26 protein-coding genes, 2 tRNA genes and 1 riboswitch are annotated in these 22,413 nt (G+C 71.0%); of the genes, 21 read left to right on the top strand and 7 right to left on the bottom strand.

Going from position 1 to position 22,413, the window contains the following annotated elements; all coding sequences use genetic code 11:
* The first annotated feature begins 32 nt into the window (after window positions 1-32).
* Genes C998_RS0107370 through cobJ form a run of 7 tightly spaced genes read left to right on the top strand, consistent with a single transcriptional unit; the run spans window position 33 to window position 6,469 of the window.
* Window positions 33-1,151 (top strand): cobalt-precorrin-5B (C(1))-methyltransferase, encoded by a 1,119-nt coding sequence (locus C998_RS0107370; RefSeq protein WP_018870219.1) that lies wholly within the window; start codon window positions 33-35, stop codon window positions 1,149-1,151.
* Window positions 1,148-2,089, top strand: a complete 942-nt coding sequence (locus tag C998_RS0107365) for an ABC transporter ATP-binding protein (RefSeq protein WP_018870218.1) — start codon at window positions 1,148-1,150, stop codon at window positions 2,087-2,089. Before C998_RS0107370 ends, C998_RS0107365 begins: the two co-directional genes overlap by 4 nt.
* Complete coding sequence (locus C998_RS0107360) at window positions 2,086-2,871, top strand: ABC transporter permease (RefSeq protein ID WP_018870217.1); 786 nt, start codon at window positions 2,086-2,088, stop codon at window positions 2,869-2,871. The genes C998_RS0107365 and C998_RS0107360 overlap by 4 nt, the downstream gene beginning before the upstream one ends.
* Entirely contained in the window at window positions 2,868-4,292 is a 1,425-nt protein-coding gene (gene cobG / locus C998_RS0107355) for a precorrin-3B synthase (protein WP_018870216.1), read from the top strand. Before C998_RS0107360 ends, cobG begins: the two co-directional genes overlap by 4 nt.
* A complete protein-coding gene (locus C998_RS0107350) occupies window positions 4,279-4,920 on the top strand; it encodes a precorrin-8X methylmutase (protein ID WP_018870215.1) in 642 nt (213 codons plus the stop codon). Before cobG ends, C998_RS0107350 begins: the two co-directional genes overlap by 14 nt.
* Window positions 4,917-5,702: a precorrin-2 C(20)-methyltransferase gene (locus tag C998_RS0107345; RefSeq protein WP_018870214.1), complete on the top strand. Its 786-nt coding sequence runs from the start codon at window positions 4,917-4,919 to the stop codon at window positions 5,700-5,702. Before C998_RS0107350 ends, C998_RS0107345 begins: the two co-directional genes overlap by 4 nt.
* Window positions 5,699-6,469, top strand: a complete 771-nt coding sequence (cobJ, locus tag C998_RS0107340) for a precorrin-3B C(17)-methyltransferase (RefSeq protein ID WP_018870213.1) — start codon at window positions 5,699-5,701, stop codon at window positions 6,467-6,469. Before C998_RS0107345 ends, cobJ begins: the two co-directional genes overlap by 4 nt.
* Here cobJ and C998_RS0107335 read toward each other — a convergent pair.
* The gene (locus tag C998_RS0107335; RefSeq protein WP_018870212.1) at window positions 6,442-7,260 is read right to left on the bottom strand and encodes a cobalt-precorrin-6A reductase; all 819 of its coding nucleotides are present in this window, start codon (window positions 7,258-7,260) and stop codon (window positions 6,442-6,444) included. The genes cobJ and C998_RS0107335 overlap by 28 nt on opposite strands.
* A gap of 4 nt (window positions 7,261-7,264) precedes the next feature.
* Here C998_RS0107335 and C998_RS0107330 point away from each other — a divergent pair, with 4 nt between their 5' ends.
* Genes C998_RS0107330 through cobM form a run of 3 tightly spaced genes read left to right on the top strand, consistent with a single transcriptional unit; the run spans window position 7,265 to window position 9,722 of the window.
* Window positions 7,265-8,500, top strand: a complete 1,236-nt coding sequence (locus tag C998_RS0107330; protein ID WP_026279519.1) for a bifunctional cobalt-precorrin-7 (C(5))-methyltransferase/cobalt-precorrin-6B (C(15))-methyltransferase — start codon at window positions 7,265-7,267, stop codon at window positions 8,498-8,500.
* Between the two features lie 29 nt (window positions 8,501-8,529).
* The gene (locus C998_RS0107325) at window positions 8,530-8,958 is read left to right on the top strand and encodes a cobalamin biosynthesis protein (protein WP_018870210.1); all 429 of its coding nucleotides are present in this window, start codon (window positions 8,530-8,532) and stop codon (window positions 8,956-8,958) included.
* Entirely contained in the window at window positions 8,958-9,722 is a 765-nt protein-coding gene (cobM, locus tag C998_RS0107320) for a precorrin-4 C(11)-methyltransferase (RefSeq protein ID WP_018870209.1), read from the top strand. Before C998_RS0107325 ends, cobM begins: the two co-directional genes overlap by 1 nt.
* Before the next feature lie 195 nt (window positions 9,723-9,917).
* Here the strand turns inward: cobM and C998_RS0107315 are convergent, their stop codons facing one another.
* Together C998_RS0107315 and C998_RS0107310 are read right to left on the bottom strand one after the other, a co-directional pair.
* A complete protein-coding gene (locus tag C998_RS0107315) occupies window positions 9,918-10,484 on the bottom strand; it encodes a cytochrome c (RefSeq protein ID WP_018870208.1) in 567 nt (188 codons plus the stop codon).
* A 19-nt stretch (window positions 10,485-10,503) separates the two neighbouring features.
* Complete coding sequence (locus C998_RS0107310) at window positions 10,504-11,619, bottom strand: porin (RefSeq protein ID WP_026279518.1); 1,116 nt, start codon at window positions 11,617-11,619, stop codon at window positions 10,504-10,506.
* Window positions 11,620-11,740: 121 nt separating this feature from the next.
* A riboswitch (cobalamin riboswitch) is annotated at window positions 11,741-11,972 on the bottom strand.
* Window positions 11,973-12,141: 169 nt separating this feature from the next.
* Between C998_RS0107310 and C998_RS0107305 the strand changes: the two genes are divergently transcribed.
* The gene (locus C998_RS0107305; protein WP_018870206.1) at window positions 12,142-13,143 is read left to right on the top strand and encodes a cytochrome-c peroxidase; all 1,002 of its coding nucleotides are present in this window, start codon (window positions 12,142-12,144) and stop codon (window positions 13,141-13,143) included.
* A 96-nt stretch (window positions 13,144-13,239) separates the two neighbouring features.
* Here the strand turns inward: C998_RS0107305 and C998_RS0107300 are convergent, their stop codons facing one another.
* Window positions 13,240-13,659, bottom strand: a complete 420-nt coding sequence (locus C998_RS0107300) for a DUF4399 domain-containing protein (RefSeq protein ID WP_051076731.1) — start codon at window positions 13,657-13,659, stop codon at window positions 13,240-13,242.
* Between the two features lie 168 nt (window positions 13,660-13,827).
* On the opposite strand from C998_RS0107300, the gene gltX reads away from it, so the two are divergent.
* From gltX to C998_RS0107280, 4 genes are all read left to right on the top strand, one after another.
* Window positions 13,828-15,234 carry a glutamate--tRNA ligase gene (gene gltX, locus C998_RS0107295; RefSeq protein WP_018870204.1) on the top strand — a complete coding sequence of 469 codons (1,407 nt, stop codon included), beginning with the start codon at window positions 13,828-13,830 and terminating at the stop codon, window positions 15,232-15,234.
* 43 nt (window positions 15,235-15,277) lie between these two features.
* Window positions 15,278-15,353: transfer RNA gene (locus C998_RS0107290), tRNA-Ala, on the top strand.
* A 24-nt stretch (window positions 15,354-15,377) separates the two neighbouring features.
* The gene (locus C998_RS14470; protein ID WP_024329038.1) at window positions 15,378-15,605 is read left to right on the top strand and encodes a hypothetical protein; all 228 of its coding nucleotides are present in this window, start codon (window positions 15,378-15,380) and stop codon (window positions 15,603-15,605) included.
* 24 nt (window positions 15,606-15,629) lie between these two features.
* Window positions 15,630-15,705, top strand: a tRNA-Glu gene (locus C998_RS0107280).
* A 60-nt stretch (window positions 15,706-15,765) separates the two neighbouring features.
* On the opposite strand, the gene C998_RS0107275 is transcribed toward C998_RS0107280, so the two are convergent.
* Entirely contained in the window at window positions 15,766-16,215 is a 450-nt protein-coding gene (locus tag C998_RS0107275) for a bacteriohemerythrin (protein ID WP_018870202.1), read from the bottom strand.
* 407 nt (window positions 16,216-16,622) lie between these two features.
* Here C998_RS0107275 and C998_RS0107270 point away from each other — a divergent pair, with 407 nt between their 5' ends.
* Window positions 16,623-17,243: a class I SAM-dependent methyltransferase gene (locus tag C998_RS0107270; protein WP_018870201.1), complete on the top strand. Its 621-nt coding sequence runs from the start codon at window positions 16,623-16,625 to the stop codon at window positions 17,241-17,243.
* A 74-nt stretch (window positions 17,244-17,317) separates the two neighbouring features.
* Window positions 17,318-17,548 carry a putative motility protein gene (locus C998_RS0107265; RefSeq protein WP_018870200.1) on the top strand — a complete coding sequence of 77 codons (231 nt, stop codon included), beginning with the start codon at window positions 17,318-17,320 and terminating at the stop codon, window positions 17,546-17,548.
* Between the two features lie 52 nt (window positions 17,549-17,600).
* Here the strand turns inward: C998_RS0107265 and C998_RS0107260 are convergent, their stop codons facing one another.
* Window positions 17,601-18,212: a YceI family protein gene (locus C998_RS0107260; RefSeq protein WP_018870199.1), complete on the bottom strand. Its 612-nt coding sequence runs from the start codon at window positions 18,210-18,212 to the stop codon at window positions 17,601-17,603.
* Window positions 18,209-18,982 (bottom strand): CDP-alcohol phosphatidyltransferase family protein, encoded by a 774-nt coding sequence (locus C998_RS0107255; RefSeq protein WP_018870198.1) that lies wholly within the window; start codon window positions 18,980-18,982, stop codon window positions 18,209-18,211. The genes C998_RS0107260 and C998_RS0107255 overlap by 4 nt, the downstream gene beginning before the upstream one ends.
* Before the next feature lie 80 nt (window positions 18,983-19,062).
* Here C998_RS0107255 and C998_RS0107250 point away from each other — a divergent pair, with 80 nt between their 5' ends.
* From C998_RS0107250 to C998_RS0107235, 4 genes are read left to right on the top strand one after another with little or no spacing between them, the layout of a single operon-like run.
* A complete protein-coding gene (locus tag C998_RS0107250; RefSeq protein ID WP_018870197.1) occupies window positions 19,063-20,067 on the top strand; it encodes a zinc-binding alcohol dehydrogenase in 1,005 nt (334 codons plus the stop codon).
* Window positions 20,068-20,103: 36 nt separating this feature from the next.
* Window positions 20,104-20,502, top strand: coding sequence for a 6-carboxytetrahydropterin synthase (locus tag C998_RS0107245; protein ID WP_018870196.1), 399 nt, complete (start codon window positions 20,104-20,106; stop codon window positions 20,500-20,502).
* On the top strand, window positions 20,499-21,560 hold the full coding sequence (locus C998_RS0107240) for a glycosyltransferase family 4 protein (protein ID WP_018870195.1): 1,062 nt from the start codon (window positions 20,499-20,501) through the stop codon (window positions 21,558-21,560). Before C998_RS0107245 ends, C998_RS0107240 begins: the two co-directional genes overlap by 4 nt.
* A complete protein-coding gene (locus C998_RS0107235) occupies window positions 21,557-22,411 on the top strand; it encodes a class I SAM-dependent methyltransferase (RefSeq protein WP_018870194.1) in 855 nt (284 codons plus the stop codon). Before C998_RS0107240 ends, C998_RS0107235 begins: the two co-directional genes overlap by 4 nt.
* The last annotated feature ends 2 nt before the right edge of the window (window positions 22,412-22,413 follow it).

The raw sequence follows: 22,413 nt of genomic DNA, 5'->3' as shown, positions 1-22,413 counted from the left end.
CCGTACCCGAGCCGGGCGCGCAACCCGGAGCGATGCGCGCGGAGAGCCGCGACGGCACCGCGCCGCTGCGCACCGGCCTGACCACCGGCACCAGCGCGACCGCGGCGGCCCTGGGGGCGGCGCGGCTGGCGCTGGGCGGCGGCGCCACCACGAGCCAGGAGGTGGTGCTGCCGCGTGGCCAGGTGGTCAGCCTGGCGCTGGCGTCGCTGGAGCGGGTTCCGGGCGGTGCCGAGGCGGCCGTCATCAAGGACGCCGGCGATGATCCCGATGCCACCCACGGCGCCCGGATCCGCGCGCGGGTGGAGCCGCGGCCGGACGCGGGGGTGACCTTCGTCGCCGGACCCGGGGTGGGCACGGTGACCCGCAGCGGCCTGGTGCTGCCGCCGGGAGAGCCGGCGATCAACCCGGTGCCGCGCCGGATGATCACCGACCACCTCGAACGCCTGGCCCGCGAGCTGGGCCATGCGGGCGGGTTCCGGGTCACGCTCGGCGTGGATGGCGGCGAGCGCATCGCCCGGCGCACCATGAATCCGCGCCTCGGCATCCTCGGCGGCATCTCCATCCTCGGCACCACCGGCATCGTGCGGCCCTTCTCCTGTTCCGCCTACATCGCCTCCATCCACCAGGCCATCGACGTGGCGCGGGCCAACGGCCTGCGGCAGGTCGCCTGCTGCACCGGCGGCACCAGCGAACGCACCGCGAGCGAGCGCTACGGGCTGGACGAGATGGGGCTGGTGGAGATGGGCGATTTCTTCGGCGCGGCGCTCAAGTACCTGCGGCGCCAGCCGCTGCCGCGCGTCGCGCTGGTGGCGGGCTTCGCCAAGCTGGGCAAGTTCGCCGCCGGGCACCCGGATACCCACAGCCGCAGCAGCGCGATCGACCTGGATTTCATCGCCGCCACCGCCGAGGCCGCCGGGGCGGATGCCGCGCTGGCGCGGCGGATCCGCGGCTGCAACACCAGCATCGAGGCCCTCGCCGTCTGTCAGGAGGCCGGCGTGGCACTGGGGGACCGCATCGCGGCGCTGGCCCTGGAGCAGGCGCGCAGCTATCAGCTGCCCGACACCACGCTGGAGGTGGTCGCGGTGGATCGCCAGGGCCGGGTGGTGGGGACGGCCGGTGACGGCGCGGATGCCCCGGAGGTGACGCGATGAGCGCCCCGGCCATCGCCATCGACGACCTCGCCAAGCGCTATCGCGGTGGCCGGGTCGGCCTGGACGGGGTCAGCCTGCACGTCGACCCGGGGGCGTTCTTCGGCCTGCTGGGGCCGAATGGCGCCGGCAAGACCACCCTGATCGGGCTGCTGACCTCGCTGCTGCGCCTGGAGCGCGGCACGGTGCGGATCTTCGGCCACGATGTCGCGCGCGAGCCGGTGGCGGCGCGGCGTCTGGTCGGTCTGGTGCCGCAGGAGGTCAATTTCAACAGCTTCGAGCCGGTGGGCGAGATTATCGAGACCCAGGGCGCCTACTACGGACTGTCGCCGCGCCAGGCGCGCCGCCGCACCGACGAACTGTGCGAGCGCCTGGGGCTGGCCGACCGCCGCCGGCAGACCGCCTGGGGGCTGTCCGGGGGCTTCAAGCGGCGCCTGCTGCTGGCGCGCGCGCTGGTGCACCAGCCGCGCCTGCTGGTGCTGGACGAACCCACCGCCGGCGTCGACCTGGAGGCCCGCCACGACCTCTGGACCCTGCTGCAGGAACTGAACGCGGATGGCGTGACCATCCTGCTGACCACGCATTACCTGGAGGAGGCCGAGCGCCTGTGCCGCGAGCTGGCCATCATCGATGGCGGGCGCATCATCGCCCGCGGCGGCACCGGCGAGCTGCTGCGCGGGCTGCGCTTCCAGACCCTGGTGGTGGAGCTGGTCGAGCCGCTGGCGCGGCCCGGGGAGCTCGCGCTGTCCGCCGGCACCCTGCGTCCGGTGGATGCGCACACCCTGGAGGTGGACGTGCCGCGGGGCACCGAGCTGAACCCGGTGTTCGCCGAACTGACCGCCGCCGGGGTACGCATCGCCGGGCTGCGCGAGAAGGGCAATCGGCTGGAGACCCGCTTTCTCGAACTGCTGCGCGAGCGCGGCGGGGAGGGCGCGGCATGAGCCCGCTGCACAACGCCGCGCTGTACTGGTACGCCTGGCGCGGGCTGGTGGTGAAGCAGGTGCGCCGCTTCCTGCGCGGCTGGGTGCAGAACCTGCTGCCGTCGCTGGTGACCGCGGTGCTGTTTCTCGCGGTGCTGGGGCATCTGGTGGGGCGCGAGATCGGCACCCTGGGCGGCGTGTCCTACGCCGACTTCATCCTGCCGGGCCTGGTGATGCTGGCGGTGGTCACCAACGCCTACGGCAACAGCAGCCTCGCGCTGTTCGGCGCGCGCCTGCAGCGCCACATCGAGGAGATCCTGGTGGCGCCGATGCCGGCGTGGCTGGTGGTGGCCGGGTTTGCCACCGCCGGGGTACTGCGCGGGCTGCTGGCCGGGGCGCTGGTGCTGGCGGTGGCGCTGCCGTTCAGCGATCTGCAGCTGCACCACGCCGGGGCGGTGCTGGGGATCGCGCTTCTCACCGCGGTGCTGTTCTCGCTGGCGGGCCTGATCAACGGCCTGTACGCGCGCAGCTTCGACCATACCTCGGTGATCAGCACCTTCGTGCTGACCCCGCTGATCTATCTCGGCGGGCTGTTCTATCCGGTGGAGCGCCTGGCCGATCCGTGGCAGGGGATCGCGCAGCTGAACCCGCTCTATTACGTGATCGAGGGCTTCCGCCACGGCCTGCTGGGGGTCAGCGCGGTCGCCTGGACCACGACCTTCGCGGTACTGGCCGCCGCCTGTGTGATCGTGGCGGGCGGGGCCTGGTATCTGCTGGCCCACAGCCGGAGGCTGCGCTCATGAACCGTCCGGCGGCGCCGCAGCCGCCGCGAGTGCGCGGGGCCTGCCCCGGGGTGGCGGCGCCGATGGCCACCGGGGACGGCTATCTGCTGCGCCTGCGCCACCCGATCGGGGGGCTGGGGGCGGCTGCGGCGCGGGTGCTGGCGGACACCGCGCGGCGTTTGGGCAACGGCGAACTGGAACTGACCCTGCGCGGCAACCTGCAGCTGCGCGGCGTGGCGGCCGGCGACCTGGACGCGGCGCGCGCGGCCCTGGCCCCCACCGGACTGGTGGATGCGCAGGCGGAGCGCGAGGCGCGGCGCAACGTGCTGGCGGCGCCGGTGCCGGACCTCGACCCGGAGGCGGTGGAGGTGCTGGCGCTGGCGCGCGCGGTGAGCGCCGCGATCGTCGACGCGCCCGCGCTGCGGGATCTGCCGGCCAAGGTGGGTGTGGTGGTCGACGGTGGCGGGCGTGCCTCGCTGCGCGGGGTGCCGGCGGATCTGCGTCTGGACCCGCTCGCCGGCGCGGGGCCTCGTTTCCGCCTGGCGGCCGGAGGCACCGCGGCCACGGCGACCCCGCTCGGCGAGGTGTCGGCGCAGCACGCCCCGGCGGCGGTGGTGCGCACCCTGTGCGCGTTCCTCGCGCAGCGCGCCGCGCTGGATCCGCCGCCGGGGCGGCTGCGTGACGCGGTGGGCATGCCCGGAAGCGAGGCGCTGCGCCTGCCGGGCGCGGAGAGGGAGACGCCAGGGGCGGTCGCCAACGCCGACACGCCGGTGCGCGTCGGGGACTGGCTCGGCGCGGCGGCCGGCGGGGCCTGGGTGGGGGCGGTCTTCCCGTTCGGCGTGATCGAGGCCGACCGGCTGGAGAGTCTGGCCGCGTGGCTGGAGCGGCGCGGCGGCGGCCTGCGCCTGACGCCGTGGCGGGCGCTGCTGGTGACCGGCGTGGCCGCGGAGGCCGTCCCGGAGCTGCAGCCACTGCTGCGGGAACTGGGTGCGGTGACCGAGCCGGCCGACCGGCGCCTGGCGGCGGATGCCTGTGTCGGGCACCCGGGCTGCGCCTCGGCGCACATCGCCGCGCGCAGCGAGGCGGCCGCGCTGGTGCAGCGCATGCCGGCCCTGGCCGCGAGCGGGGTGCGGCTGCAGGTATCCGCCTGCGACAAGCGCTGCGCGGCGCCGCCGCGGACGGATGGCGGGGTGGTCGAGTGGATCGCGCGGCCGGACGGCCATGCCGTGGTGCTGCGCTCGCGGCCCGGTGCGGCCCTTGAATGGAGCGGGCTGGCCCCGGCGCAGGCGCGCGCCCGGATCGCGGCGCTGGAGCGGGCGTTCGCCCGTCAACGCAATGCTGGAGAGGAGTTGCAGACCATGCTGGAACGGATCGGGCCCGAGGCCTGGAATGCCGCGGTGGACGCGGCGCTGTGCGAGGAGGACGAACGTGACGGAGACTGAGGCCTGGCGCTACGAGCGCGACGGGAAGGCGATCTATGCGGAGTCGTTCGCGATCATCCGCGCCGAGGCGGACCTGGAGCGCTTCCCGGCGGATCTGGTGGCGGCGGTGGAACGCATGATCCACAGCTGCGGCATGCCCGATCTGGCGCAGGACATCCGCTTCTCGCCGGGTGTCGGCAGTGCGCTCCGTCAGGCGCTGGAGGCCGGCGCCCCGGTGCTGTGCGACAGCGAGATGGTGGCCCACGGCATCACCCGCGCGCGCCTGCCGGCGGACAACCCGGTGCGCTGCACCCTGCGCGATGCGCGCGTGCCGGAGCTGGCGCGCGAACTGGACAACACCCGCAGCGCCGCGGCGATGGAGCTGTGGCGCCCCGAGCTGGCCGGCGCGGTGGTGGCCATCGGCAATGCGCCCACCGCGCTGTTCCGCCTGCTGGAGATGCTGCGCGACGGCGCGCCGCGCCCGGCGGCGGTGATCGGCATCCCGGTGGGGTTTGTCGGCGCGGTGGAGAGCAAGCAGGCGCTGGCGGACAACCCGTTCGGGCTGGAATACCTGACCGTGGCCGGGCGCCGCGGCGGCAGCGCGATCACTGCCGGGGCGGTCAACGGCCTGGGGAGGGAGCCGGCATGAGTGCGGCGGAGACGAGCGGGCCCGGAACGATCGCCCCCGGAACGATCGAACCCGGGGTGCTCTGCGGGGTCGGCACCGGTCCGGGGGACCCCGAACTGATGACCTTCCGCGCCGCGCGGCGCATCGCCGAGGCGCCGGTGGTGGCGTATTTCTGCAAGCGCGGGACCACCGGGCAGGCGCGGCGCATCGCGGATGCGCATATCGGTCCCGGGCAGATCGAGGAGGCGCTGGAGTATCCGGTGACCAACGAGATCGCCCACCAGGAGGAGAGCTACCGCAGCCGCATCGAGGCGTTCTTCGACCAGTGCGCCGAACGCCTGGCGGTGCATCTGGAGGCCGGCCGTTCGGTCTGCGTGCTCAACGAGGGTGATCCGTATTTCTACGGTTCGTTCATGCACGTGCATCTGCGCCTGCGCGAGCGCTTCCGCAGCGAGGTGGTGCCCGGGGTGATCTCGCCGATCGCCGCGGCGGCGCAACTGCCGGCGCCGCTGGTGATGCGCGACGACACCCTGAGCGTGGTGCCGGGGACGCTGCCGGAGGCGGAACTGGAGGCGGCGCTCGCGCCCGCGCAGGCTGCGGTGATCATGAAGCTCGGCAAGCAGCTGCCGAAGATCCGCCGCGTGCTGGAGCGCCTGGGGCTGACCGCGCGCGCCTGGTACATCGAACGCGCGAGCTTCGACGAGGAACGGGTGCGGCCGCTGGTCGAGGCGCTCGAGGAGACGCCCGGGGAAGCGCCGTATTTCTCCCTGATCGTGATCCACGGCGAGGGGGTGCGGCGATGAGCGGGCGTCTGACCGTGGTCGGGGTCGGCCCGGCCGGCCCCGAATGGATCACGCCGGAGGTGACCGCGCTGCTCGCCGATGCCACCGATCTGGTCGGCTACGGGCCGTATCTGGAGCGCGTGGCCGGAGCACATCACCGCGTGCATGCCTCCGACAACCGCGAGGAACTGGCGCGCGCGGCGCATGCGCTGGACATGGCCGCCGAGGGGCGCGACGTGGGAGTGGTCTCCGGGGGTGACCCCGGGGTGTTCGCGATGGCCGCGGCGGTGTTCGAGGCCCTGGAGGGCGCGCAGCCGGGCCGCTGGGATGCGGTGGCGGTGGAGGTGCTGCCCGGGGTGTCGGCGATGCAGGCGGCCGCGGCGCGGCTGGGGGCGCCGCTGGGCAACGATTTCTGCGCGATCTCGCTGTCGGACAATCTCAAGCCGTGGTCGCTGATCCGGCGCCGGGTGCGGCTGGCGGCCGAGGCCGACTTCGCCATGGCCTTCTACAACCCGATCTCGCGCGCGCGACCGTGGCAGCTGGGTGCGGCGCTGGACATCGTGCGCGAGGTCCAGGGCCCGGACACCCTGGTGGTGCTGGCCACCGCGGTGGGCCGCGGCGAGCGGGAGGAGCTGCGGGTCGCCACCCTCGGCGAGGTGGATCCGGCGGCGGCCAACATGAGCACGCTGGTGATCGTCGGTGCTGCCTCCACCCGGGTGCTGGAACGCCCCTCCGGCCGGCGCCACGTGTACACCCCGCGCTATGTCGAGTCGGCGGAGTCGCAGTGAACGCGCGGGAGGTCTTCCAGCCACTCCAGGGCCGCCTGCGGGGCGTGGAAGCGGGGCACCCCGGGGGCGTCCGGCGGCCGGTCCACCATCACCACCGGGATGCCGCGTTCGCGCGCGGCCTGCAGCTTGGGGGCGGTGGCCTCGCCGCCGCTGTCCTTGGTGACCAGCACGTCGATGGCGTGGGTCTCCAGCAGCCGGTGCTCGTCGGCCAGGCTGAACGGGCCGCGGGCCCGCAGCCAGGTGACCCGGGGCAGCGCCGGCGGCGGTTCCGGCGGGTCGATGGTGCGGATCACGTAGTCCAGCTCGGGCGTGGCCGCGAAGGCCTCCAGGTGCTGGCGCCCGGTGGTGATGAGCACGCGCCGGCCGAGGCCGGGGAGCGCGCGGGCGGCGGCCTCCAGGTCGGGCACGCGCAGCCAGTGATCCCCGGGGCCGGCCTGCCACGGCGGCCGGGTCAGCCGGGCCAGGGGTACGCCGGCGTGGCGCGTGGCGGCGACGGCATTGGCCGACATCTGCCGCGCGAACGGGTGGGTGGCGTCCACCACGGCGTCGATGGCGTGGTCGCGCAGCCAGGCGGCGAGGCCCTCGGCGCCGCCGAAGCCGCCCGTGCGCCGCGGCAGTCGCGAGGGTGCGGGCCTGCGCGTGCGTCCGGCCAGCGACACGGTGGCGTGCAGCCGCGGGTGGCCGTCCAGCAGCGGTTCCAGCGCCGCAGCCTCGGTAGTGCCGCCCAGCAGCAGGATCTGCCGCGGGCGCGTCGCCCCGGGGCCGGTATCGGTGGATGAACGGGAGCTCATGAGGATGACCAGTCTAGCCACGAACGAGGAGCGAGCGCCATGGCTGAACATCGTCGGCGTGGGTGCAGAGGGGCTCGCGGGGCTGGCCCCGGATGCCCGCATGGCGCTGGACACGGCGGCGACGGTGATCGGCGGCGCCAGGCATCTGGAGATGCTGCCGGAGCGGCCGGGGCAGGAGCGGCTGGTGTGGCCGTCGCCGCTGGAGACCGCGCTGGACTGGATCGAGGCGCGCGCCGGGCAGCCGCTGTGCGTGCTCGCCAGCGGCGACCCCTTCTGGTTCGGGGTGGGCGCGACCCTGATGCGGCGTTTTCCGGTCGCGCAGACCTGCGTCTGGCCGGCGCCCTCGGCGTTCAGTCTGGCCGCCGCGCGCATGGGCTGGCCGCTGCAGCAGACCCGCTGCCTGTCGGTGCACGGCCGGCCGATGGAGGCGCTGCGGCCCTGGCTGCATGACGGCGCGCGACTGCTGGTCCTGAGCCGCGACGGGGATACCCCGGCGGAACTGGCGCACTGGCTGACCGGGCTCGGCTTCGGCGATTCCACCCTGACCGTGCTGCAGTCGCTGGGCGCGGACCGCGAGGCGGTCGTCAGCGCCTGCGCCGGGGCCTGGCCGGAGGTCGCGATCGAGGCGCTGAACACCGTGGCGCTGGAATGCCGGGCCGGGCCGGCGGCGCAGGTGCTGGCCGCCAGCGCCGGCCGGCCGGAGGCGCAGTTCGAGCAGGACGGTCAGATCACCAAGCGCGAGGTGCGGGCGTTGGCGCTGGCCCTGCTGGCGCCCGGTCGCGGCGAACGGCTGTGGGACGTGGGCGCCGGCTCCGGTGCCATCGGCATCGAGTGGATGCTGGCGGATCCGGCCAACACCGCCGTGGCCATCGAGCCGCGCGCGGAGCGCCTGGAACGCATCGCGCGCAACGCCAGCACGCTGGGGGTGCCGGCGCTGCGTCCCGTCCACGGGCGGGCGCCGGAGGCACTGGAAGACCTGCCGCCACCCGATGCGATCTTCATCGGCGGCGGGCTGACCACGCCGGGGCTGGTGGAGCACTGCATGGGCCAGCTGCGCCCGGGCGGGCGGCTGGTCGCCAGCAGCGTGACCGTGGAAGGGGACGCGGTGCTGGCGGCGGCGCACGAGCGCCACGGCGGCGAGCTCACGCGGATCAACGTCAGCCGCGCGGAGCCGCTGGGCGGCATGGCCGGCTGGCAGCCGCTGCGGCCGGTGACCCTGTGGGCGCTGCGCCGGAGCTGAGGGAAACGCCGAGCGGGGCGCGTGTCCGGGTGATCCCTGGCGTCGGCTTCGCCTCGGCCTGCACGGCCGGCGAGCTGGAGGCGCTGGTCCGCGAGGTGCTGGCCGAGGCGCACGCCGGGTTGCGGGCGGGGGGCGGCGAGGCGATCGCGATCCGGCCGCTGGCGGCCCCGGCGCACAAGGGCGACAGTCCGGTGCTGTGGACGGCCGCGCGCGACCTGGAGCTGGAGCCGGTGTTCGCGTCGGCGGCCGCGCTGGCCGCGCGCGACGCGGCCCTGTCCACGGAGTCGGCGAGCTCGCGTGCCGCCGCCGGGGTCGGTTCGGTGGCGGAGGCGGCGGCGCTGGCGGTGGCCGGCGACGGGGCGCGCCTGCTGCTGCCGCGGCGGCTCTCCGCGCGGGCGAGCTGCGCGGTCGCGGTGCGCATGGTGAACGGGACGGACGGGCTTTTCGAGGAGGGGTGATGACGGTTCATTTTGTCGGAGCGGGGCCGGGTGCGGCCGATCTGCTGACCTTGCGCGGGCGCGATCGCATCGCGGCCTGCCCGGTGTGCCTGTATGCCGGTTCGCTGGTGCCGGAGGCGGTGCTGGAACATGCCCCGGAGGGGGCGCGCGTGGTCAACACCGCGCCGCTGACGCTGGACGCGATCATGGAGGAGATCGAATGCGCCCACGCGGCGGGCCAGGACGTGGCGCGCCTGCACTCCGGCGACCTGTCGGTCTACAGCGCGCTGGGCGAGCAGATCCGCCGGCTGGAGGCGGCCGGGATCGAGTACAGCATCACGCCCGGCGTGCCGGCATTCTCCGCCGCCGCCGCGACCCTGGGGCGGGAACTGACGGTGCCGGAGGTGGCGCAGTCGGTAGTCCTGACGCGCACGCCGGGACGGGCGTCCTCCATGCCGGAGCGCGAACGGCTGGCGAGCTTTGCCGCCACCGGGGCGACCCTCGCGATCCACCTGTCGCTGCACAATATCGAGACCGTGGTCGAGGACCTGCGGCCGCACTATGGCTGCGACTGCCCGGTGGCGATCGTCTTCCGCGCCAGCTGGCCGGACGAGACCGTGGTGCGCGGTTCGCTGGGGAATATCGCGGAACGGGCGCAGGCCCTGACCACGCGGCGGTCGGCGCTGATCCTGGTGGGCCCGGCGCTGGACCCGGGCGATTTCCGCGACAGTGCGCTGTACGACCCGGCGCATGTGCGCCGTTACCGTGGCATGGACGGGGACTGAGCGGCGGTGCCGCCGATCTTCCGCAGGCAGGAATGACTCCGGTGGAAGTTGTGGGGCACGGGCCTTTTCGCCTGCAAGCAGGCTCCTACATCGTCGCGAACTTGTAGGAGCCTGCTTGCAGGCGAAGGCGGGGCGCTCCTGGTCAGGATAACGGAAAGGGGCCGCCGGGCGGCGTCCCGCGTTTTCCCGCGTGGTTCAGCGGCGGCGGAAGTTGTCGTGGCAGGCGAGGCACTGGTGGCGTACCCCATTCAGCGCCTCGGTGGCACGAAGCTGGAAGGCCTCGTCCTCCAGGTCGTTGGCCGCCTCCACCTTGCGCTGCAGCTCGGTGGTCGCCTCGCGGTAGGCCGCCTTGTAGTCGGCGAACTCCGGGTCCTCCCAGGCCGCGGGCAGGGCCCCGGGTTCGCCGTCCCGCGCCGGTGTCTCGCGGGCGAACCAGGTGTCGACGTCGGCGGCCCGGCGCGCGAGTTCGTCGGCCAGGTCGGGCAGGCGTTCGGCGAACGGTGCGTCGTAGCGCAGGATCTGCTCGATGCTGCGGTAGGTGGCCGAGGTGCCCTGCATGCTCTGCTGACGGAAGCGCTGGAAGGCCTCGGTGGCGTCCACCCCGGCCGGGTCGTCCAGGGTCTCCGCAAAGTCGTTCCCCCAGGGGCCCGGCATCGGCACGCTGATCTCGTCTTCCGCGCCTGCGGTGCCGGCCGCTGCGAGCAGCAGGGCCAGCGACAGGCCGGCCGTCAGCGACCGGCGCGTGGATGGCATCCGTTGCATGGCGATTCTCCCTGTTCGTTCAGAAGCGGAACTGGTGCTGCAGGTGCAGCTGCCAGTTCGAGGTGTCGGTGTCGCGGTCCAGCCACATGAGCTGGGTTTTCTGCCGCTGACCCCGGTGGTACCAGTTGAGGCCGGCGCCCCATTCGCGCTGCCAGCGCTCATCCCCGTTCAGGTCGTCGCCGGCGTCGTGGCGCAGTACCGCGTGGCGGGCGGCGAGCTCGAGGCCCTCCAGCGGCAGCGACTGCGCCAGTTCCAGCTCGGCCCCCAGGTCGTGGTAGCTCGCGGTGCGGTCGGGGGAGACATTGCGGCGGTAGGCCGCCAGCGACAGCGAGGTATGGCCGAACTTGACCACCGCATCGGCGGTGGCGGTGACCCAGTCGGCGCGCTGCCGGTCGACCGTGTCCTCCTGCCCGCGGCTCCAGTCGCGCAGGTGGTTGCGGCTGGCGGCCTGAAGGCCGGCGCCCAGGGCAACGGTGCGCTCCACGGCCCGGCCCACCGTGGTGTTGTCGCGCGGGACCGATCCCACCGGGGCCCAGGCGCCGCGGGCGCTGAACAGGTGCGCGGAGGTGGAGGGCCGGTTGTCGCGCTGATCCAGGCGCCCGCGGCCGTCAAACACGCCGATGGCCCAGGCGCGGTCGTCGCCCGCGCCGCCCAGCAGGGCGAGGCCGGTGTCGCGTCCGGCCGGGATCTCGAACTGGTTGCCGGCGATGCTCAGTTCGGTGAACAGGCGGTTGGGGCCGCCGATGTCCCGCGCCAGACCGAAGGGGACGGTGAACTGGCCGGCCCGCAGGCCCAGGTGTTCGCCCGGGCCGTACTGCAGCCAGATGTCGCGCATGGACAGCTCGCCGCTGCTGAAATCCGGCTGCAGGCGAAAGCTCAGTTCGGGGTGGAACAGGGTGCCCGAGGTGTCCAGCCAGGCGCGCCGGAAATCGAATTCGCTGCTGGAGCCCTCCGGATCATGCTCGTAGCTGTAGCGGCCCTGGATCAGCGGATCCAGGGTGACCTGCAGGCCATCTTCCGCGTCGCCGAATTCGAAACCGGCCTGCGCCGGAGCGATGCCCGCGGCCGTCATCAGGCACAGGGTGGCCAGGGCCGGCACGGCAGGCCGCCCCGGTCGGAGATGGATACGCTTCATTGTTGTGTTGCTCCCCTGGACGTGCGACCCCGCACGCCGTGGATGAAACGACGCCGGCAGTCGGGCAAGGGAGCAGGGGGCGGCGGACACGCCGGCCCCGGCCCGCTCGGCCGCCCGCCGCGGCGTCGGGTTTCCTCCAGGCCGGTCTCCGGACTCGCGAAGGGGATGCAGGACATCCCGGGCGGATCGCCTTCCCGCGGGCATCCCGTGGATGCGCCGCAGTGGCACTGGATCCGCCTGTCTTCACCTACCGTTGCGGGGGCAGTGCCGGCATTGTGAACGTCGATTCACGCACCGGCTTCCCGATTATCCCCGGCGTCGTGGGCCGGGGCACCTGAAGGCGGGCGGACTGTAACCGCGTCCCGTCACGCGGGCAAGGGCGGAGCCGGGTTGATCTGTATCAAGGTTATGCAGGATTACACCGCCGGCCGGCCTGTGACGGGGGATGTTTCTTTTAGACTGAGTCCATGTGGTGACGGTTTGCAGCCGGGCCGCATCCAGACCAATAAAAAGGAGCGAACCATGCAGAAGAAGCGCATTTTCCGGGGGCTGCTCGTCTCGGCCTGTACGGCCGTGGCACTGGGCCTCTCCGCCCCGACGTTCGCCGGCGATTACGATCAATACCGCGACATGTTCGAGCCGCTGCCGGCCCTGCCGCCGATCCCGGCCGACAATTCCCTGACCGACGAGAAGGTGGAGCTGGGCAAGTTCCTGTTCTTCGAGCCGCGCATCTCCAGCTCGGGCGTCATTTCCTGCGCCACCTGCCACAACCCCGCGCTGGGCTGGGCCGACCGCATCCCGCGTGCCGTTGGGCATGCCGGCCAGGTGGGCGAGCGCAACAGCCCGACGGTGCTGAACTCCGGGTTCTTCGAGGCCCAGTTCTGGGATGGCCGCGAGGATGACCTGGAAGGCCAGGCCCTGGGTCCGATCCAGGATGCGGTGGAGATGGCCATGCCGCTGGAAGAGGCGATCGCGCGCCTGGAGGACTTCCCCGAGTACATCGAGATGTTCGATGCGGCGTACCCGGATTATGACGGCGACAACGTCGTGAACACCGATCACGTGGCCAAGGCCCTGGCCTCGTTCCAGCGTACCCTGAACACGCCGAACTCCGATCTGGACCGCTGGCTGGTGGGTGACGACGACGCGATGACCGAGCAGCAGAAGCGCGGCATGGCCCTGTTCGCGGACAACGGCTGCGTGGCCTGCCACCGTGGCCCGGCGTTGACCGACTCGAATTTCCACCAGATCCAGGTGCCCGGTTCCGAGGACAAGGGGCGCTATCTGGTGACCGGGGAGGAACGCGACAAGTACGCCTTCAAGACCCCGACGCTGCGCAACGTGGCCCTGACCTACCCCTACATGAACAATGGCGAGACCGAGACCCTGAAGGAAGCCATTGAAATCATGGGTCAGGAGATGCTGGACACCGACTTCACGGAAGACGAGCTGGAAGACATCGAGGCGTTCATGCACGCCCTGACCGGCGAGATGCCGGACATCACCATCCCGGCCCTGCCGTGATCCATCGGGGGCTCAGCGGCTGAACCCTGATGCCCCCTTCGTCGAGGCTTTCGAGGCCCCCTCCATGCGTGGAGGGGGCCTTTTTGATGGGTGCCGCTATTCCACCGTGATGGTGATTTTTTCGGAAACCACCGGCGGGTCGAAGCTGATGTGGCGATAGTCCATGAAAAGCAGCTGCAGGGTATGGGTGCCGGGCTCCAGTTCTACCTCACCTTCGGTCTGACCACCTCCGAAGTGGTGTTTGTGGTCCGTGAAGGGCAGGGAGGCATCCAGGTCCACTTCGTCCAGAGGCTTGTTTACGAGCAGGTGGTGGTGCCCGGTGTTGTCGGCGTCGACGCCGGCCGGGGCTACCCCCATGCCGCGCAGTCCCATGCGTACATGTACCGGGCCCTCGACGGTGTCACCATCCTGCGGGCTGATGAAGTAGACCTCGGTCCCCTCGGCGGGTGCCGGGCGATCGGCGAGCGCCGATACGGGCAGGACAAGCGCGGCGGCAAGGGCCACGGACGAGGCCATGAAGATCCGGTTTCTGATCATCGGAGAATCTCCTTTTCCGGGTGAAGGGCGCAGGGACCGGGTCTCGGGGTCCCTGAAGGAAGTGTAGACGGTCCGGGGCGGGGTCAAGGGCGCGGTCGTCTGCTACCCTGTGTGGCCCTGTTGACTACCGGAAGCGAGTGTTCGCGCATGGCCTTTCGTACCCGTTTTGCCCCCAGTCCGACCGGCTATCTGCACATAGGCGGTGCCCGCACCGCGCTGTTCTCCTGGCTTTACGCCCGCCACCATGGTGGCGAGTTCGTACTGCGTATCGAGGACACCGATCTCGAACGCAGTACCGCCGAGTCGGTGAATGCGATCCTCGAGGGCATGAACTGGCTGGGCCTGACCTATGACCAGGGGCCGTTCTATCAGACCGAGCGTTTCGACCGGTACCGCGAGGTGATCGACCAGTTGCTGGCCTCCGGGCATGCCTATCGCTGCTACTGCACGAAGGAAGAGCTGGATGCGATGCGCGAGGAACAGAAGGCGCGCAAGGAGAAGCCGCGCTACGACGGCCGCTGTCGCGCCCGAACCGAGCCGCGCGAGGGCGTGGATCCGGTGATCCGTTTCCGCACCCCGGACGAGGGCGCCACCATCGTTGATGACATGGTGCGCGGCAAGGTGGCGTTCCAGAACAGCGAGCTGGACGACCTGATCATCGCCCGCTCCGACGGTTCGCCGACCTACAACCTCACGGTGGTGGTGGACGACATGGACATGGGCATCAGCCATGTGGTGCGTGGCGACGACCACCTGAACAATACCCCGCGCCAGATCAACATCCTCAGGGCCCTGGGTGTGGAACCGCCGCGTTACGGGCACCTGCCGATGATCATGGGGCCGGACGGCGCGAAGCTGTCCAAGCGCCACGGGGCGGTGTCGGTGATGCAGTTCCGCGAGGAGGGCTACCTGCCCGAGGCGCTGCTGAACTATCTGGTGCGGCTGGGCTGGGCCTACGGGGACCAGGAGATCTTCTCGCTGGACGAGCTGGTGCGCCTGTTCGATATCGAGGACGTCAATCAGTCCGCCTCGGCCATCAACCCCGACAAGCTGCTGTGGCTGAATCAGCACTACATCAAGACCCTGGACCCCGACCATGTGGCGCTGGAGCTGGGCTGGCATCTCGGGCAGCTGGGCGTGGATCCCGCCGAGGGGCCGGAACTGCGGCAGGTGGTGCTGGCGCAGCGGGAACGGGCGCGGACGCTGCGCGAGATGGCCGAGAACAGCGTGTATTTCTATCGCGACTTCGACGAATACGATCCGAAGGCCGAGCGCAAGCAGCTGACGCCGGAGGCCCGCGAGGTACTGCAAACCCTGCACGACGGCTTCAGTGCCCTCGGCGCCTGGGACAAGGAGGCGCTGCACGAGGTGGTGCAGCACACCGCCGAGCGGCTGGAACTCAAGCTCGGCAAGGTCGCCCAGCCATTGCGTGTGGCGCTGACGGGCGGTACTGTATCGCCACCGATCGACGACACGCTGGTGCTGATCGGACGCGAGCGCTCGCTGGAACGGATCGAGCGGGCCATCGCAAAGATTTCCGCACAAGCGGGTTGACACGAATAAGGGGTGTGGCTACATTACGCACCTCGCCGGTTACGGGGCCATAGCTCAGCTGGGAGAGCGCCTGCATGGCATGCAGGAGGTCGGCGGTTCGATCCCGCCTGGCTCCACCATTACGGCGAATGGCAGGATCAGCGATGCATCGTTTTGGAATGATCTCCATCTACGTTGGGCTGGTTTTGTCGATTGTGGGATTGTTCGGCGGTTTCGGGTTGATGTTTGCCGGTGAGCAGACATGGTCCAAGCCACTGGTCGCAATGGTCCCGCTGGGGTTCCTGCTGGTTTTCAACGGTGTGGTGACAACCATCCTGCATCGTCCGAAAGGCAGCCGCGGAAGTGAAAGGCCGCAAGGACCTCCTGACTAGTTTGCAGCATGACGTTGCCTCTGCGTCCCCATCGTCTAGAGGCCTAGGACACTGCCCTTTCACGGCAGCGACCGGGGTTCGAATCCCCGTGGGGACGCCATATTCCAAGGGCCCGGATCCAGACGCACTGGATCCGGGCCTTTTTCGTTCTGGTCCGGAATCAGCCGCCGAAGATCTTTTTCTTCCAGCGCGACAGCCAGCCCCCTTCCAGGATCGGTCGGACATAGGGGACATAGTCGAGGTCATCGCGCTTGATGTGGTTCATCAGCCACAGGCCCAGATCCGAGCGGATCTTGCGCGCCACGCCGAAGGTGTCGTGTCCCTTTTCCAGTTCCCCGCGCAGCTTCTCGATGCGTGCGGCAAAGGCCTCGTGCACCTTGCGGTGGGCATCCAGGGCCGGGTAACCGGCCTTCTCCATCAGGCCCTCTTCGAACACCAGGTGGGACGAGGTGTAGTCGAGAAGGCCGTCCACCACCTCGCGCACTTCCTGTTCGTTCTCGGTGGCGATCGCATGTTCGGTCTGCTGCAGGTATTCGAAGATCCGCTTGTGCTGTTCGTCGATCACATCCAGGCCGAGTTCCAGATTGGAGCTCCAGTTGAGGCTGGTCATGGGGAACACCCTTTCCGATGGTGGATATAGAACCCTGTACCATGTAACAGAATGAGACGGGTTGCGCATCGCAGAGGGGGGCCAGACCGCTTCTTTGTTGATCCGTGTCAATTGAAGGGGCGGCGGAGGGGAAGGGCGAAAAAAAGAAGCCCGGCCGGAAGCCGGGCTCAAGGTACTGAAACAACCGTGTGACGGAGGGAGTCGGTTGTCTCGGTGTACCGGTCGGGGACCGGGTCAACACCATGCAGTGGCCACATCGTGACCGGGGTTACGGAAACACCCGTGGAGGGTTTTTCGTCACCACTCGTTAGCTGTGACGGGATAACCGGAGAGAGGTTCCGGTTGCGGGTGCGACATGCGATACAGTTCACGGTTTCTCCGACGGTGAATCAATACGGAACGAGTACATGCGCGGACTGGAACAGATCCCCTGGCTTTACGATGGCTTCATGGTGCTGGCCGATGCGCTGGGCCTGCGTCGCTGGCGGATGCGCCTGGTATCCGGGGCCCGGGGACGGATCCTGGAAGTCGGTTGCGGAACCGGGCGCAATTTGCCGCTGTATCCGCAGACGGCGGAAGTCATTGGCGTGGAGCCGGACTTCCTCGCGCTACGGAGTGCGCGGCGTCGCGCTCCCGGGGTGCCGCTGGTGGTGGCCCGCGCCGAGGCCCTGCCGTTCGTCGAGGGGCAGTTCGACGCGGTGGTATCCGGGCTGGTGTTCTGTTCGGTGCAGGATCCGCCCGCCGCCCTGAACGAGGTGCGGCGGGTCCTTGGCGCGGAGGGCGAGCTGCGGATGCTGGAGCATGTGCGCCACACGCGTCCGTTGCTGGCGCGGATGCAGGACCATGTGCAGCCGGCCTGGACCTGTGTGGCCGGTGGCTGTCATCCCAACCGGGATACCGAAGCCGCAGTGACCGCCGCCGGTTTTGCCATCGATCCGCAGGACCGGGTGGCCCGGGGCGTGATGCGGCGCTTCACCGCGCGTCCCGCCGGATCCGGAAAAAAGGCTGCGGAGAACCCTCAAGTCTGAGCGGTAGCCGCCGCTAACGTCGGTGCAGGCGTCCTGTCCATTCGCAAACGCCTGTCAACGCCAGGGAGGTACCCATGGATGTCAACGCAGCGGTATCCCAGGCCGTGCAGATGCAGCAGGCGAGCCTGATGCAGCAGAAGGATGTCGCGGTAATGAATCGTGCCATGGAGGCCGAAGAAGCCGCGGTGGCGCAGCTGATCGACGGCATGCCCGACGTTTCGGGCAGTGCCGGGGTGGAAGCAGCGGCCGGTGCGGCCGCAGCGCTGCCCGACAATGTCGGGACGCTGGTCAATACCACGGCCTGAGGCAGGGCCGGAGATCGACGGTCTCCGGCCTTTTTTGCGGGGGGCCGGGCGGTTACTGCCGCTGTGCCTCGAATTCGATGATCAGTTCCACCGTGTCGCCCACGATGTTGCGGATCAGTCCGTAATCCATGCCGAAGTCGCTGCGCTGGAATTCGCCCCGCATCGAGGCGCCCAGCACGTAGGGGCGGGAGAAGATGCCGCCCAGCGGAAACGGGTAGCGTCCGACCCTGTTGATGGTGACGTCCAGGGTGATCGGCCGGGTTTCGCCGAGCAGTTCCAGATCCCCCGTCAGCTGCCCGCTGTCCTCCCCGGTGGGTTCGTAGTCGGTGGCGGTAAACCGCATCTCGGGGTAGTTCTCCACGTCGAGGAAGTCTTCGTTGCGCAGATGGTCGTCGCGTTCCTCGTGGTTGGTGAACACGCTGTCGGTCTGTACGACGAAATACCCCTCGCCCAGCTCGCCCGTGTCGGGATCGAACATGAAGGACCCCTCGGCCTCGAGGAACATGCCCAGGACCCGGGCGAACTCGGCATGATCGACGAGGAAGCCCACCGCGAAATGTTCGGTGTCGATCTCCCACTCGTCCATTGCCAGGCTGGTTCCGGGCAGCACCGATGCCAGGCTCAGCAGGGCCGTCGCGGCCAGGGTGCGGAATCGGTGGCTCATGGGGTTTCCTCCGGGGTCTGGGGATGTGAACCGGGTCTGTTCCGATACAGATAGACGATATCCGCGGCGAATGAAACCGTGAGCATGGCCAGCGCCAGGACCGCTGCGGCGACGGCCGCCGCCGCTGGAACGGCAGGGGTGAGCGCGATCAGCAGGGCCGGGGTCTGTAGCACGCACACCGCCTGGCGGCGCCGGCTGGGCGGCAGATCCGCGCGCAGCCAGGGCAGTCCGCGCCCGGCCAGCACGAACAGATAGCGCATGGCCCCGATTGCCAGCACCCAGGGGCCAGCGGGTCCGGGCTGCCACGCAAGCACGGACAGCGCGAGGATGAGTGCCGCGTCCAGTTCCATGTCGAAACGCGCGCCGAACGCCGACGCGGTGCCGCTGCGCCGTGCCACGGCGCCGTCGAGCCCATCCAGCAACAGCACCAGCAGGGCGAGGACGACGACCCAGGCCAGTCCGGCATCGGGCAGGGGGAACGCGGGCATCGGTGCGAGGAGCGCCAGGCCCCCGACCGGGGCCGCGAGGGCCGCGCGCATCAGGGTTACGCGGTTGCCGGGCCCGGGGACCGCGGGCAGGCCGCCGGCGTGCCCGGCACCGGTCACCAGCAGCCCCCACAGCAGCGCCCAGAGCAGGGCGGTTGCGGGCAGCAGAGCGGGGCCGACCGGGGTCAGGCTCGTAATGAGGGTCGCAACACCCAGCGCCAGCAGTCCGCCGAGAACCAGATCGGTGGAGCGGAGCGGCCTGTGCAGGGCGGTGGGGGCGGGCATGGACGGGCTTTCCTCGGCTACACTGCAGGCTTCATTCACCGGGAGGATGGCGCAGTGTCCCTCTGGTCGCGAAAGCCCGCATGAACCGCGCACGAGCCTTCTGGATCACCGCGCCCGGCGAGGGCGAGATCCGCGATGCGCAATTGCCGCCGCCGGCCTCCGGGGAGTGCCGGGTGCGGGCCCGCTATGGCGCGATCTCGCGCGGCACCGAGTCGCTGGTGTTTCGCGGGCGGGTACCGCCGGATCAGTACACCGCGATGCGGGCACCGCTGCAGGAAGGGGATTTCCCGGCGCCGGTGAAATACGGCTACATCAGCGCTGGCGTGGTCGAGTCCGGCGAGCGTGCCGGCGAACGGGTGTTCTGTCTCCACCCGCACCAGGATCGTTACAACGCGCCGGATTCCATGCTGGTGCCGATCCCGGACGCGGTCCCGGACGCGCGCGCGGTACTGGCGGCGAACATGGAAACGGCCGTGAACATCGTGTGGGACGCCGGGCCGGGTCCCGGCGACCGGGTGGCGGTGATCGGTGCGGGCGTGGTCGGGTTCCTGTGCGCCTGGCTGATCCGTGCGATCCCGGGCACGCAGGTGGATCTGATCGACCCCGAGCGCGCGCGGGCGGAACCGGCGCGGGCGCTGGGACTGACGCTGCATACGCCGGCGGATGCCCGCGAGGCGCTGCCTCCCGCGTCGCGCGATGCGGTGATCCATTGCAGCGGTCAGGGCGACGGGCTGGTGCAGGCGCTGGAGCTGGCGGGTACCGAGGCCCGGGTGGTGGAGGCCAGCTGGTATGGCGATGCGCCGGTCAGCCTGCCGCTGGGAGCCGGGTTTCATTCGCGGCGTCTGGAGCTGCGCAGCAGCCAGGTGGGCCGTATCCCGCCGGCACGCGCCGCGCGCTGGGATTATCACCGGCGTCTGGCGCTGGCGCTGGAGCTGCTCGCCGATCCGGCGCTGGAGGTCCTGATCAGCGGCGAGGATCGTTTCGAGGACCTGCCGCGGGTGATGCCGCGGGTAGCCGGGCCCGAGGCCGCCACGACACTGTGCCATCGCATCCGTTATCCCGATCCCGACCCCGTGTGGGTCTGAACGAGTCCGACCGAATTGCCAAGGAGAGACTCCCGCATGTACAGCCTGAACGTCCGCGATCACTTCATGATTGCCCACAGCTTCGCCGGTGAGGTGTTCGGTCCCGCGCAGAACCTGCACGGCGCCACCTACGTGGTGGACGTGACCTTCCGCCGGGCCGAGCTGGATGACGACGGTCTGGTGGTCGACATCGGCCGGGCCGGCGAGGTGCTGCGCAGCATCCTCGCGGAACTGAACTACCAGAACCTGGACGACCGACCCGAGTTCGAGGGGCAGAACACCACAACCGAATTCCTCGCCCGGGCGATTCACGGACGCATCGCCACCGCCATCCACGAGGAGCGTCTGGGCGCTTCCGCACGGGGCCTGGACGCGGTCTGCGTGACCCTGCACGAATCCCACGTGGCCTGGGCCGCCTACGAGGCGGCTCCTTGAGCGAGGCCGCCGATCTGCGCCTGCTGGTTCCCGGGGCGCTGGATCAGCCCACCGGTGGCTACCGGTTCGATGCGCGCATGCTGGCGGGCCTGCGCGAGCGCGGCTGGCAGACGGCAGTCGACGAGCTTCAGGGCGACTTCCCCGGACCCTCCGCGGACGCTGCGGCGGCGCTGGATGCGGCCCTGGCGGCGGCCCCCGACGGCCAGCGGGTGCTGGTCGACGGCCTCGCGGGCGGCGCCTTCCCCGAGGTGCTCGAGCGCCATGCCCAGCGGCTGCGTCTGCTCGCGCTGGTGCATCACCCGCTCGGGCTGGAGACCGGCCTGGAACCCGCGCGCAGCCGCGAGCTCCTCGCGCTGGAGCGGGCCGGGTTGCGAAGCAGCCGCGGGATCGTCACCACCAGCGCGTATACCGCCGACGTGCTGGCCGGATGGGGAATCGAGCGTCCGCGTCTGCGGGTGGTCCCGCCCGGTGTGGAACGTCAGGCGGAGGCATCGGGACCCGGTCCCGGGGAGCCGCCGCGCCTGCTGGCGGTGGGGGCCCTGATCCCGCGCAAGGGGCAGCACCACCTGATCGCCGCGCTGGCCGGACTCACGGATCGCGCCTGGCATCTGGTACTGGCCGGGCCGGCGGATCGCGACCCGGGATTCGTGTGTCGCCTGCGCCAGCAGATCGAGGACAGCGGTCTGCGGGACCGGGTCACCGTCACCGGAACCTGCGACGAGGCCGATCTCGATGCCTGGTTCGATGGCGCGTCGCTGTTCGTCCTGCCCAGCGAATACGAGGGGTTCGGCATGGTGTATACCGAGGCCATGGCGCGCGGCCTGCCGGTGATCGCGACCACCGGTGGCGCGATCCCGTACACCGTTCCGGCCGCCGCGGGTGCCCGCCTGCCGCCGGGCGACGTCCCGGCGTTGCGCGCCGCGCTGACGGATTATCTGGAGCGCCCGGAGGCCTGGCTTGCCGCCGGGGCCGCCGGCCGACGGGCCGCGCGGCAGATGCCCGACTGGCCACAGGCGGTCGTCGCGATGGATCGGGCGCTGCGCGAGCTGACACCATGAGCGAGCACTTCGATCGCGACTGGCTGGGCCTGCGCGAGCCCGTGGATCATGCGGCGCGCCCGGCGTCCCTGGCCGACGCGCTCGCGGAGTGGGTGGTGCGGGTTCGGGGAGCGAACGAGGCACCGCTGCGGGTGCTGGATCTGGGTGGCGGCACCGGTTCGAATCTGCGCTGGCTCGCTCCGCGGCTGCCGGACCCGCAGCTCTGGACCCTGGTGGATCATGATGCCTCCCTGCTGGACGCGGCCCGCCGCGACGCCGGCGGCGAACGCGTGGAACACCTGCGGGTCGAGGACTTCGCTGCCGCGCCTCCGGCCTTGCCGGGCGCGGCGCCCGCCCCGTTGCTGGTGACCGGCGCGGCGCTGCTGGATCTGGTTTCGGCCCGATGGCTGGATGCACTGGTCGCTGCCTGTGCTGCGCGCGGGGCCGCGGTGCTGTTCGCGCTGAGTTACGACGGCCGGATCGAATGGTCGCAGCCGGATCCGGAGGATGCGGCCCTGCTGGCGGCGGTCAATCGCCACCAGGGCACCGACAAGGGTTTCGGGCCGGCGCTGGGTCCGGGGGCGGCGATGCACCTGGAGCGGGCGCTGGAGCGTCATGGTTATCGCGTGGAGGCGGCCGCCTCACCGTGGGAGCTGGATGCGGCCAGGCCGGCGCTGGTGCGGGCCCTGATCGACGGCTGGGCCGAAGCGGCGGCTGCCATGGAGCCGACACGGGCCGGGGACTTTCGGGCCTGGGCCGCGCGGCGCCGGGCTGCAGTGATCGGCGACGGCTGCCGCCTGCGCGTCGGGCATCGGGACGTTCTGGGGCTGCCCCCGGCCTCGGGCCGGGGCTCGGGCGCGGCTGCCGGGTGACG

It is taken from the genome of Thioalkalivibrio sp. ALgr3 (assembly GCF_000377325.1).
In the GTDB taxonomy this organism is placed as follows: domain Bacteria; phylum Pseudomonadota; class Gammaproteobacteria; order Ectothiorhodospirales; family Ectothiorhodospiraceae; genus Thioalkalivibrio.
The sequence above is the reverse complement of the archived record's forward strand: the minus strand, read 5'-3'. Positions and strand labels throughout refer to the sequence as shown.

Bases quoted from the DNA above. Each gene is read 5' to 3' on its own strand.
- C998_RS0107345 (WP_018870214.1), top strand. From the start codon at position 4,917: ATGAGTGCGGCGGAGACGAGCGGGCCCGGAACGATCGCCCCCGGAACG.
- cobJ (WP_018870213.1), top strand. From the start codon at position 5,699: ATGAGCGGGCGTCTGACCGTGGTCGGGGTCGGCCCGGCCGGCCCCGAA.
- C998_RS0107250 (WP_018870197.1), top strand. From the start codon at position 19,063: ATGAACCGCGCACGAGCCTTCTGGATCACCGCGCCCGGCGAGGGCGAG.
- C998_RS0107360 (WP_018870217.1), top strand. From the start codon at position 2,086: ATGAGCCCGCTGCACAACGCCGCGCTGTACTGGTACGCCTGGCGCGGG.
- cobM (WP_018870209.1), top strand. From the start codon at position 8,958: ATGACGGTTCATTTTGTCGGAGCGGGGCCGGGTGCGGCCGATCTGCTG.
- C998_RS0107265 (WP_018870200.1), top strand. From the start codon at position 17,318: ATGGATGTCAACGCAGCGGTATCCCAGGCCGTGCAGATGCAGCAGGCG.
- C998_RS0107260 (WP_018870199.1), bottom strand. From the start codon at position 18,212: ATGAGCCACCGATTCCGCACCCTGGCCGCGACGGCCCTGCTGAGCCTG.
- C998_RS0107330 (WP_026279519.1), top strand. From the start codon at position 7,265: ATGACCAGTCTAGCCACGAACGAGGAGCGAGCGCCATGGCTGAACATC.
- C998_RS0107255 (WP_018870198.1), bottom strand. From the start codon at position 18,982: ATGCCCGCCCCCACCGCCCTGCACAGGCCGCTCCGCTCCACCGATCTG.
- C998_RS0107315 (WP_018870208.1), bottom strand. From the start codon at position 10,484: ATGCAACGGATGCCATCCACGCGCCGGTCGCTGACGGCCGGCCTGTCG.
- C998_RS0107300 (WP_051076731.1), bottom strand. From the start codon at position 13,659: ATGGCCTCGTCCGTGGCCCTTGCCGCCGCGCTTGTCCTGCCCGTATCG.
- C998_RS0107310 (WP_026279518.1), bottom strand. From the start codon at position 11,619: ATGAAGCGTATCCATCTCCGACCGGGGCGGCCTGCCGTGCCGGCCCTG.
- C998_RS0107235 (WP_018870194.1), top strand. From the start codon at position 21,557: ATGAGCGAGCACTTCGATCGCGACTGGCTGGGCCTGCGCGAGCCCGTG.
- C998_RS0107305 (WP_018870206.1), top strand. From the start codon at position 12,142: ATGCAGAAGAAGCGCATTTTCCGGGGGCTGCTCGTCTCGGCCTGTACG.
- C998_RS0107245 (WP_018870196.1), top strand. From the start codon at position 20,104: ATGTACAGCCTGAACGTCCGCGATCACTTCATGATTGCCCACAGCTTC.
- C998_RS14470 (WP_024329038.1), top strand. From the start codon at position 15,378: ATGCATCGTTTTGGAATGATCTCCATCTACGTTGGGCTGGTTTTGTCG.
- C998_RS0107275 (WP_018870202.1), bottom strand. From the start codon at position 16,215: ATGACCAGCCTCAACTGGAGCTCCAATCTGGAACTCGGCCTGGATGTG.
- C998_RS0107335 (WP_018870212.1), bottom strand. From the start codon at position 7,260: ATGAGCTCCCGTTCATCCACCGATACCGGCCCCGGGGCGACGCGCCCG.
- gltX (WP_018870204.1), top strand. From the start codon at position 13,828: ATGGCCTTTCGTACCCGTTTTGCCCCCAGTCCGACCGGCTATCTGCAC.
- C998_RS0107270 (WP_018870201.1), top strand. From the start codon at position 16,623: ATGCGCGGACTGGAACAGATCCCCTGGCTTTACGATGGCTTCATGGTG.
- cobG (WP_018870216.1), top strand. From the start codon at position 2,868: ATGAACCGTCCGGCGGCGCCGCAGCCGCCGCGAGTGCGCGGGGCCTGC.
- C998_RS0107365 (WP_018870218.1), top strand. From the start codon at position 1,148: ATGAGCGCCCCGGCCATCGCCATCGACGACCTCGCCAAGCGCTATCGC.
- C998_RS0107370 (WP_018870219.1), top strand. From the start codon at position 33: ATGCGCGCGGAGAGCCGCGACGGCACCGCGCCGCTGCGCACCGGCCTG.